This window comes from Virgibacillus salexigens, from assembly GCF_014905415.1.
GTDB classification, from domain to species: domain Bacteria; phylum Bacillota; class Bacilli; order Bacillales; family Amphibacillaceae; genus Virgibacillus; species Virgibacillus salexigens.
In genome coordinates this window covers 1,629,390-1,640,036 of the sequence record NZ_BNEO01000001.1, presented here as the reverse complement: position 1 = coordinate 1,640,036, position 10,647 = coordinate 1,629,390, and the positions used below count along the sequence as shown (strand labels likewise).

Below are 10,647 nucleotides of genomic sequence, written 5' to 3'. Positions count from 1 at the left end.
GTTTGTTTATGATTAAACACCGTTAATCATTCTTCTTAGCTTCTCCAGAAGTTGCCTTCTGGTTGTTTTATAGAAATAACAGGTTACCTGTTTTTCTTGACATACTGGTTGTTTTGTTCAGTTTTCAAAGAGCAAATATTTCTTAGTCGCTTTTTGCAGCAACTCTTTTATTATACCAGTTTGATTAGCGTTTGTCAATAACTTTTTTCAAGTTTTTATAATCAACTGTTTCGCTTCCCAAATTGGCGACTTTATTAATATACCATGCAGCGCGTCATAAGTCAATAACTTTTTTAAATTATTTTCAAGAGTTATGCATGGCATGTGTTCTGTTGCCTTATGAAGCAACGGTATTTAATTTACCATGTTTGTAGTTTGAAATCAAGCTTTTTTTAAAGAAAAATTAACGAAGCTTTAATTTGTATTCTTTCTTAAATTCGATATTTTCCTTCTTTTATTTATTTCGTCTTTATATATCATCTACCCCTTATACATAAACTAAAACCTTCTTTGGCTACATCCGCTTTCTTATAAAAAATAGGACGAGCATGCTCGTCCTATGTTGACTACTTTTATTATTATTTATTTCGCATCTGCGGGAACAACAGTACATCTCTTATAGATGGAGAATTAGTTAAAAGCATAACTAATCGATCTACACCTATTCCAAGACCTCCGGTTGGCGGCATTCCGTATTCTAGAGCTTCAAGAAAATCCGTATCCATATAATGGGCTTCATCATTTCCTTGGTCGCGTTCTTTAACCTGCGCTTCAAAACGTTCACGTTGATCAATCGGATCATTTAATTCACTAAATGCGTTGGCATGCTCGCGTCCAACAATAAATAATTCAAAGCGATCTGTAAACCGATCATCTGCTTTATTTTTCTTAGCCAGTGGAGAAATCTCCACTGGATGTCCATAAATAAATGTTGGCTGTATTAGTTCTTCCTCTACTTTTTGTTCGAAGAATTCATTCACTACATGCCCGAATGTCATCGTATCAGTAATCTCTACTCCATGCTCTTTTGCCAGATTACGAGCTTCTTCATCCGTCAGTTGTTTCCAGAAATCCACACCAGTTTTTTCTTTAACCGCATCAACCATATGCAATCTTGTCCATTCTGGCGCCAGTTTCACCTCATGATCTCCATAGGTAACATTCGTTGTTCCTAATACCTCTTTAGCAATATGGGCAATCAGGTTTTCGGTTAGTGACATGATATCATGATAATCTGCATAGGCTTCATATAATTCGATCATTGTAAACTCTGGGTTATGTCTTGTAGATACACCTTCATTACGAAAGACCCGTCCAATTTCATAAACCTTTTCCAAACCGCCTACAATTAAACGTTTTAAATGAAGTTCGATAGCTATACGCATATATAAAGGAATATCTAATGCATTATGATGGGTTTCAAAAGGTCGTGCTGATGCACCACCAGGAATTCCGTGTAGCATCGGAGTTTCTACCTCTAAGAACCCTTGTCCATCCAAATAACGACGCATTGCTTGAATGATCTTACTCCTTAGCACAAACGTTTCCTTACTATCCATATTTGTTATTAAATCAAGATAACGCTGACGATAGCGCTGCTCAATATCTTTTAAACCATGGTACTTTTCAGGTAATGGGCGTAAGGATTTCGTCAATAACTGAAACCTAGTAGCCTTTACTGATAGCTCACCCACTTTTGTCTTAAACATTACCCCAGTGACACCAATAATATCCCCCATGTCACTGGATGTGAAAATTTCATAGGCCTCTTCTCCAACTTTATCTTTACGTATATAAAGTTGGATCTGACCACTGATATCCTGAATGTGAGCAAACCCCGCTTTTCCTTTACCCCGTTTTGTCATCATTCTTCCTGCAATGGTTACTTCTTCTTCTTTCTCTTCTAGTTCTTCCTTTGAGTAACGATCATACATATCTTTTAATTCACTTGCCAAGTGGGTACGTGTGAACTTTCCACCAAACGGATCTACCCCTTGTTCTACAAATTGGTCAAGCTTTTCTCGGCGCACCCGCATATGTTCATTTAATTCCTCTGACACCATTATCACTCCAGTCTTTTCTATAGGTAAGTATAGCTTATTCTAATCCATCTTTCATTTCATGAGCTTTGATAAAACAAATACAATTCATGGTAAAAACCCGCAACTTGCAAATTTTATAATAATCATTAAGCTTTAGCTTCCTCTTCCCATTTAGTTACATACTCTACAAAGAAATATTTAATTCCCAATTTGGAATAAACAATTCTTTTCTTTTATGATTCTCCTGAATTATTATCTACCTCTTGTACTTGCAATGTTAATTCTTCTTTGGATATTTCTAATGTAGCAGCCACCTTTTGTAAAAGGTCGTCAGAAAGTTCTTTCGATCCTCGTTCAACACCACCAATGGCAGATAGTGGAACATCTAGTTCTTTGGCAAAATCTATTTGTGTATAGCCTTTTAACTTGCGAAATGCCTTTATTCGTCTGCCGATTCGTTTTTTATCCATATAGATACATCCTTTATGTCTTTTCCCGGAAGCTTTTTTATTAATTCAGATACTCGCCTTTCCTGCTCTGGTATTACTATATCTGGCGCTATTTCATGTAATGGAATTAGAACGAATGCACGTTCATGCATCCGTGGATGCGGAATGATTAATCGCTCTGTTTTACTATTTTCTTGATTATAAAGTAAAATGTCAAGGTCTATTGTTCTTGGACCAAAACGAATCGTTCGTTCTCTTCCTAATTCTTGCTCTAACGTTTGACAATAATCCAATAAGGCTAACGGGCTACATGATGTTTCTATTTCAATGACCATATTTAAAAAATCAGCTTGGTTTGTATACCCTACAGGAGCTGTTTGGTAAATAGAAGATTGTCTGGTAACTGTAATATTAGGGTGCTCCATTATTCCCCGCAACCCACTTTCTAAATGTTGTTCTCTTGGTTCAATATTTGTTCCTAATGCTAGATATACCTTATTCATCATTCTTCTCCCTATAAATTTCTACGGCAACTGAATCATAATGGCCCGGGATTGGGGGATCTGGTTTCGTAACTTTGATCGTGCATGCTTCCAATAAATGAAACCTAGTTAATAATTTAGTTGCAATACTTTCTGCCACTGCTTCAATTAAATTCAACTTTTCCCCCTCAACTACTTCTTTGATCAATTCATATGCTTGTCCATAATGGACAGAATGATTCATATCATCGCTTTTCCCAGCATGCCGTAAATCAATATATAATGTCGCATCTACCTGAAACCGTTGACCCAACTTATTTTCCTCTGAAAGTAATCCATGAAATCCATAAAATTGCAAGTTATTTAAGATTATTTTATCCATATTCTACCCTCTTTTTACATGAAGCATAGCATCCATCATTTTTGATAACTCCACATTTGTCTTCACATCATGAACACGTACCATATGGGCGCCTTTCATTACTCCCATACAAGTAGTAGCACCTGTACCGATATCCCTCTGATTAGCTGGTAAGTCTAATACACGTCCAATAAATCTTTTCCTCGACGTAGCTAGTAATATAGGATAGCCTAACTGCTTGAACCGTTCCAGTTGATTCAGTACTAACAAATTATCTTTTGCCGTTTTTGCAAAACCAATCCCGGGATCAATAATAATATTGTCTTTCTTCACTCCTGCTGCTAAAGCTATATCAATGCTTTCTTGCAAATCGTTGAGCATATCTGAAATTAAATTTTGATAATCGATATGTTCTCGATTATGCATTAAGATAATTGGAGATTGAAAAGCGCTTGCAACGTTAGCAATTGCTGGCTCTTTCTTTGCTCCCCATACATCGTTAATAATATCTGCACCAGCTTCTAACGCGGCTTGGGCTGTCCCAGCTTTGAATGTATCAATGGAAATTGGAATCTGCACCTTTTCCTTTATTGCCTTTATTACTGGAACTACACGCTCAATTTCTTCTTCCTGTGAGACTGGATCGTGATTAGGTCGGGTTGATTCTCCACCGATGTCTATAATATCTGCACCTTGCTTCTCCATAAGAATAGCCTGATCCACTGCTTTAGCGATCGTGGTATAATTGCCACCATCGGAAAAAGAATCAGGAGTAACATTTAAGATTCCCATAATATGCGTGCGTACTGTTAAATCATAAGCTTTCTTTTTCGTTGTTAAACGCATAGTAGCCGTACCTTCTTTCTACCAAATTCATTATTTATCGTATCACAGAACGAGACACCAGGCGACCCGATCCCGTAAGAAAAGCTTTTCAATCAACTATTATTTTATATAGTTGATGTTTTACGTAAAAAAGCCAGTACCTTTACGATACTGGCAAACAACTTAAAAATTATTTTTCCTCAAATTGATAAAGCGGGGTTGATAAATACCTTTCTCCATTATCAGGGAATACAGCAAGCACCTTCTTACCTTTACCTAGCTTTTTAGCTATTTTCTTAGCAGCTGCAACTGCAGCACCAGCAGAAATACCACCCAAAATCCCATTTGTAGTAGCTACTTCTCTTGAAGTAGCAAATGCTTCCTCATTATCAATTCGTAAAATTTCATTATATATATCCGTATCCAAAATCTTGGGAACGAATCCTGCACCAATACCTTGAATTTTATGTGGTCCCGGAGTTTCACCGGAAAGCACGGCAGAAGCAGATGGTTCAACTGCATATAATTGTATGCCTTCAAAGTTTTCTTTTAATACTTTTCCTGCCCCAGTAATTGTACCTCCAGTACCAATACCAGCAACAAACGCATCTAAACCTTCACTCATTTGTGAAACAATTTCTGCACCTGTTGTCCGTGCGTGAACTTCAGGGTTGGCCTCGTTATTGAATTGCTGTGGCATAAAATAATTATTTTGTTTCTGTAACTCCTCTGCTTTACTAATGGCTCCTTTCATCCCTTCTGCACCGGGAGTTAAAACAAGCTGAGCACCGTATGCACGCAATAAGTTGCGACGTTCTTGGCTCATCGTATCTGGCATAACAAGTACTGCCTTATACCCTTTGGCAGCAGCTACCATTGCTAAGCCAATTCCCGTATTACCACTAGTAGGTTCAATAATTGTATCGCCCTCTTTTAATGCCCCATCTTTTTCGGCGGCTTCAATCATTGCTAATGCGATACGATCTTTTACAGAACTGCCAGGGTTCATAAACTCTAGCTTGACATAAATGTCCGCACTGTCGTCATCTGCTATATTGTTTAATTTCACAACGGGTGTTTCCCCAATAAGTTCAGCTATATTATTCGCTACTTTCATCCTCATTTCCTCCTAATTCCTAGTTATTTTGTATGATTAATTCTAATTTACGTTTTACCTGGTCAAATGTCAACTCAAACGTTATAATTGTCAGATTGTTTTATATTATTGGTTTTCTCCGTATATCCAGTCAATCTCCTTATTACTCCAAAGGGCGGCAGCCTCTAAAGGTTGATTCTTTTCCTGTAAGGCCAGCTCACTTTTTATATATGGTTTCATCTCTTCATAAGTGAATTCAATAGAGGGTAATTTTCTATGAAGATATAGAATGGCAATACCATTATCAGCGACAAATGGTTTACTATACGTATGTTCTTTCATATCTACGGCAATATCCGCATAACCATTTGGAAAGAATTGACTCGATGTATAAATGAATCCTAAGTAGCCTCCATCTTTCTTCGTGGTTTCATCATTCGAATATTCCTGCGCAAGTAATTTAAATGAAGCTCCTGCTTCTAACTCTTCATATATTTTATTTGCAGTCTCCATATTATCTACAAGAATATGAGACGTTTGCATGGAAGCACTGAAGTTATATTGATCGCCGTATGTATTATAATAAGTTGTTATCTCTTCCTCAGGTATCGAAGCCCCTTCAGCTAATAGCAATTGTAGTTGATAACGATATCGGATATCTTCTATCCATTGTTCTTCTAATGCTGTGTATTCCGATTTTGACAATACACCTTGTTTTGCTACCAACCTTGATATTTCGCGATTGATAACTTTATCGCTAATCTGTATACCTTTTTCGTCTGCCATTTGTTCCACAATTTTTTGGTCAATTAGTGTTTGTAATTGTTTTTTACCATAATTATTCCTTAAGGATTGATTCCATTCCTGAAATGTAATATTTTCACCATCAACCGAAGCTACATCTTCCTTTTGGCTTAAGCTTTTACTATCTCCATTGCCTAATTCTACACGCTCTTCATTATTCCAAACTAACAACGTAGCTATATTTGTAATTAAAAGTACAACAATGATCGCTAATAATAATTTTTTTGACATTGACATTTGTTCCCCCTATAACCCTACGGTACCTAAGGCACGGTTATACGAACTATACAGGTAATTATAATAAACATCCAGGGAAAATCCCTGAATGTAATTAACCAATTTGATTTTTTAACGTAACTAACTCTTCTTCTGAAAATTGGTAAGACTGATTACAGAAATGGCAATTCGCCTCTGCCCCGTTATCTTCATCAATCATTGATTGAATTTCATCTTTTCCTAAGCCTTTTATTGCTCGTTCTAAGCGTTCTTTTGAACAATTACAACGAAATTCCAGTGGAATCGACTCATGTACCTTAATTTCATTCTCTCCAAACAGTCGATGCAGTATTTGTTCAGGTGTATTCCCTTCTCGAATTAAAGTAGATATTGCCGGAAAAGACTGAATTTGTTCCTCTAGCTGATTAATTACTTCTTCACTTGCTCCAGGCATAACCTGTACGATAAAACCACCCGCCGCCAATATACTATGATCAGGATTCACAAGTACTCCTGCACCAACTGCTGTAGGTACCTGCTCTGAATTGGCGAAATAGTACGTAAAATCTTCACTAATTTCCCCGGAAATAATCGGAACTTCTCCAGTAAAGAAATCCTTTAAACCTAAATCCTTAATGACACTTATACTTCCATTTGTACCCACTGCCCGAGCAACATCTAATTTTCCTTTATCATTCAAGTCAAAATCGACATGGGGATTTTGAACATATCCTCGTACCTCACCTTTTGCATTTGCATCCGCAATTATCGCACCAATTGGTCCATCCCCCAAAACCTTCGATGTGATGGAATCGTCCCCTTTAAGCATGGCACCCATCAATGCAGTGATGGTAATTGTTCTGCCTAGCGCAGCAGAAGTGGTTGCCCACGTATCATGGCGCATTCTTGCTTCTTCAACAGTATCCGTTGATGAAGCTGCATAAGCTCGAATCATACCATCGTAAGCTGTTGCTTTTAATATAAAGTCCTTCATGTTGTCTCTTCTCCTTTCCAGCTCGCTTTGTTTTTATTATAAATAAGATAAAGTCCTTTTAATGTTAAGTATGGATCTACATGGTCAATCGTTTCTGATTCATAGGCAATTAATGATGCTAAACCACCTGTAGCAATGACCGTAGCTTCTACTTGCATTTCACTTTTAATTCGGCGAACGATCCCATCAACTTGTCCTACATAACCATAGAAAGCACCAGACTGCATTGCTTCCACAGTCGAAGACCCAATTACACTTGTAGGAGCTTGAATCTCTATTCGCGGTAATTTAGAAGCTTTGCTATATAGTGCTTCCATTGAAATATTGATTCCTGGGGAGATAACTCCTCCATAATATTCTTTGTCCTTGTTAATAAAGCAATACGTAGTGGCAGTGCCAAAATCAATTACAATTAATGGCGATCCATAATCTTCTATTGCCCCTACTGCATTGACCACTCTATCTGCACCAATTTCTCTTGGATTAGGATAACGCATGTTTAAGAAAGAATGTACCGTTTCTTTTCCAATAATCATCGGCTCAAGATGGAAATAATCTTTACTCATTTTTTCTAAAGCATACATGATCGGCGGAACTACAGAAGATATAATAACACCCTTTATCTCTGAAATCGCAATTCCACTATGATCAAATAAGGATTTAATTAGCATTCCAAATTCATCTTCTGTTTTATAACGGTCTGTTTTTATCCGCCATTGATGCTTTAATTGATCTTTTTCAAATACTCCTAATACTGTGTTGGTATTCCCAACATCAAGTACAAACAACATAAACTTCCATACCTTTCTTTCTCAAATTTGGATTAGAACCAAAGGATACGCTTATTTTTTTAATATACCATATTTAAAAGGGAATATATATTAAACCGACTAGTTATGAGCAAAACACACTTACCTTTATTCTGACAGCCAACAGTGAGAAGAAAGGTACTGTTTGTCTTTGTTAGTGTGTGCAATTTATAGACAGAGCACAAACCTATATGAACTGAAGCATATGATGTATGTGCAATTGTCTACCTTATGCCATCGAAAAGTGGTATCACCTTACCATTACACGTATGCTCTATTTCCACCTATACTTATTCTTTAATAAACCAAATCCTATATACCACCTTTTCTTTACATGCAAAAAAATGACACGAAGTTCTTGCCCTTTAACAAGCGGTTGAACTTCGTGTCATTGTTCATTTACATTCTAGCTGTATTAATCTTTTTTCTCTTCATCATCTGCTGATGGTTTATTATCTGTTGTTATCTCATCTGTTGAAGGTGGATTTTTTGAAGTTGTTCCATTAGATGAAGTTGGCTTATTATTTGTTGTAATGCCATCTTCAAGGTCTTCTTCAAATTTCTTATTCGCTTTATCTTTTGCTTCCTCGAATGTTTCTGGAGATTCATCCTTATCATTAGATTGAATATTAACTTTTAATGATTCAGATTCCTCTGGTTCAGGAAGTTTACCTTCTTCGAACAGCGACTTAATTTGTTTTGCATCTAGTGTCTCTACCTCAAGTAAAGTTTGTGCTATTAATTCTAACTTATCTTTGTGTTCTGTAAGTATGGTTTTAGCACGATCATAACAATAATTGATGAAGTTTTGCATTTCTTGGTCAATGTCATGAGCAATTGCATCACTATAGTTTTGATCATTGTTAAGATCTCGACCAAGAAATACCTCACCACCGCCACTTGTAAATTGTAACGGACCAATTTTTTCACTCATACCATACTCGGTAATCATCTTACGAGCAATTCCAGTCGCACGTTGGAAATCATTATGAGCACCCGTACTTACTTCTCCAAACATGATTTCTTCAGCTACGCGACCACCTAGCAATCCAGTGATCTTATCAAATAATTCTGGTTTCGTCATAAAGTAACGATCTTCCCTAGGTAGCATCACAGCGTAACCACCTGCTTGACCGCGTGGAACAATAGTAACCTTATGTACCATATCCGCATCATCTAATACCATACCAATTACCGTATGTCCACTTTCATGATGAGCTACAATATTTCGTTCTTTTTTAGAGATAACTCTACTCTTCTTAGCAGGACCCGCAATGACACGATCAATGGCTTCATCAACATCTATCATATCAATCGATTTGCTGTCCCGCCTTGCAGCAACAAGAGCTGCTTCATTCAATAAGTTCTCTAGGTCGGCGCCCGAGAATCCAGGTGTACGCATTGCTATTGTTTTCACATCAACATTATCAGCCAAAGGTTTATTCCTAGCATGTACTTGTAGTACTTCTTCACGTCCTTTTACATCTGGTCGATCAACGGTAATCTGACGGTCAAAACGACCTGGACGTAATAATGCAGGGTCAAGAATATCGGCACGGTTGGTTGCTGCAATGATAATAATTCCTTCATTAACACCAAATCCATCCATTTCTACAAGTAATTGGTTTAATGTTTGTTCACGTTCATCATGTCCGCCGCCAAGACCAGCACCACGCTGTCTACCAACGGCATCAATTTCATCTATAAATATAATACAAGGAGCATTCTTTTTAGCATTTTCAAATAAGTCTCGGACACGGGATGCACCGACACCTACGAACATTTCCACGAAATCAGAACCACTAATCGAGAAGAATGGTGTTCCTGCTTCACCTGCTACTGCACGTGCAAGTAAGGTTTTACCTGTTCCTGGAGGTCCAACTAAAAGCACCCCTTTAGGAATTCTTGCTCCTACGGTTGAAAATTTACGCGGATCTTTTAGGAAGTCTACAACTTCTACAAGTTCTTGTTTTTCTTCGTCCGCCCCAGCGACATCCTTAAAGCGAACCTTTTTCTTATCTTCACTGTACATTTTCGCCTTGCTTTTTCCAAAGTTCATAACACGGCCACCACCGCCGCCACCTTGGGCTTGGCTAAGGATGAACAGGAAGAATAACCCGATGATTAAAAATGGAATCATCGTCGTTAAAAATGTTACCCATGCACTTGGTTGCTCTTCTTCTTCAACATGAAGTACACTTTGATCATTGGCTTGTTCAGTAATAGATGCGATGATTTCTGTGTTATCTGGGACTTGTGCAACAAATTGCTGGTCGCCCTCATTCAAATTACCACTAATTCGCATAATTCCGTTTGCTGGTTGCATCGTCATTTCTTGAATCTCGCCACTATTTAAAGCATCCATAAATTGCTTAACATTGAATTGTTCTGCTTCTTCATTCTGTCCATTGAATACTCCAATGACTCCTATAATAACGAAGAAAATAAGTATCCAAAAGAACACATTCCGAAATATCCGGTTCATTGCTTACCTCCTCCCAAGCGGGAAAAACTATATAACATCGTACCATACAAAAAAGTTGGAATACAACTAATTTCACTTAAAAAA

10 protein-coding genes are annotated in these 10,647 nt (G+C 37.4%); all 10 read right to left on the bottom strand.

Going from position 1 to position 10,647, the window contains the following annotated elements:
• Window positions 1-578: 578 nt before the first annotated feature.
• Complete coding sequence (gene lysS, locus JKP73_RS07540; RefSeq protein ID WP_021290382.1) at window positions 579-2,060, bottom strand: lysine--tRNA ligase; 1,482 nt, start codon at window positions 2,058-2,060, stop codon at window positions 579-581.
• 215 nt (window positions 2,061-2,275) lie between these two features.
• The gene (locus JKP73_RS07535) at window positions 2,276-2,512 is read right to left on the bottom strand and encodes a helix-turn-helix domain-containing protein (protein WP_021290381.1); all 237 of its coding nucleotides are present in this window, start codon (window positions 2,510-2,512) and stop codon (window positions 2,276-2,278) included.
• Window positions 2,482-2,994 carry a 2-amino-4-hydroxy-6-hydroxymethyldihydropteridine diphosphokinase gene (gene folK, locus JKP73_RS07530; RefSeq protein WP_021290380.1) on the bottom strand — a complete coding sequence of 171 codons (513 nt, stop codon included), beginning with the start codon at window positions 2,992-2,994 and terminating at the stop codon, window positions 2,482-2,484. The genes JKP73_RS07535 and folK overlap by 31 nt, the downstream gene beginning before the upstream one ends.
• Complete coding sequence (gene folB / locus JKP73_RS07525; protein ID WP_021290379.1) at window positions 2,987-3,355, bottom strand: dihydroneopterin aldolase; 369 nt, start codon at window positions 3,353-3,355, stop codon at window positions 2,987-2,989. The genes folK and folB overlap by 8 nt, the downstream gene beginning before the upstream one ends.
• A gap of 3 nt (window positions 3,356-3,358) precedes the next feature.
• On the bottom strand, window positions 3,359-4,180 hold the full coding sequence (gene folP, locus JKP73_RS07520) for a dihydropteroate synthase (RefSeq protein WP_021290378.1): 822 nt from the start codon (window positions 4,178-4,180) through the stop codon (window positions 3,359-3,361).
• 169 nt (window positions 4,181-4,349) lie between these two features.
• On the bottom strand, window positions 4,350-5,276 hold the full coding sequence (cysK, locus tag JKP73_RS07515) for a cysteine synthase A (RefSeq protein WP_038241522.1): 927 nt from the start codon (window positions 5,274-5,276) through the stop codon (window positions 4,350-4,352).
• A 105-nt stretch (window positions 5,277-5,381) separates the two neighbouring features.
• A complete protein-coding gene (locus tag JKP73_RS07510; protein WP_306465015.1) occupies window positions 5,382-6,296 on the bottom strand; it encodes a peptidyl-prolyl cis-trans isomerase in 915 nt (304 codons plus the stop codon).
• 94 nt (window positions 6,297-6,390) lie between these two features.
• Window positions 6,391-7,269, bottom strand: coding sequence for an Hsp33 family molecular chaperone HslO (hslO, locus tag JKP73_RS07505; protein ID WP_021290375.1), 879 nt, complete (start codon window positions 7,267-7,269; stop codon window positions 6,391-6,393).
• A complete protein-coding gene (locus JKP73_RS07500) occupies window positions 7,266-8,060 on the bottom strand; it encodes a type III pantothenate kinase (RefSeq protein ID WP_031335312.1) in 795 nt (264 codons plus the stop codon). Before JKP73_RS07500 ends, hslO begins: the two co-directional genes overlap by 4 nt.
• A 433-nt stretch (window positions 8,061-8,493) precedes the next feature.
• Window positions 8,494-10,563: an ATP-dependent zinc metalloprotease FtsH gene (gene ftsH / locus JKP73_RS07495; protein WP_021290373.1), complete on the bottom strand. Its 2,070-nt coding sequence runs from the start codon at window positions 10,561-10,563 to the stop codon at window positions 8,494-8,496.
• Window positions 10,564-10,647: the final 84 nt, after the last annotated feature.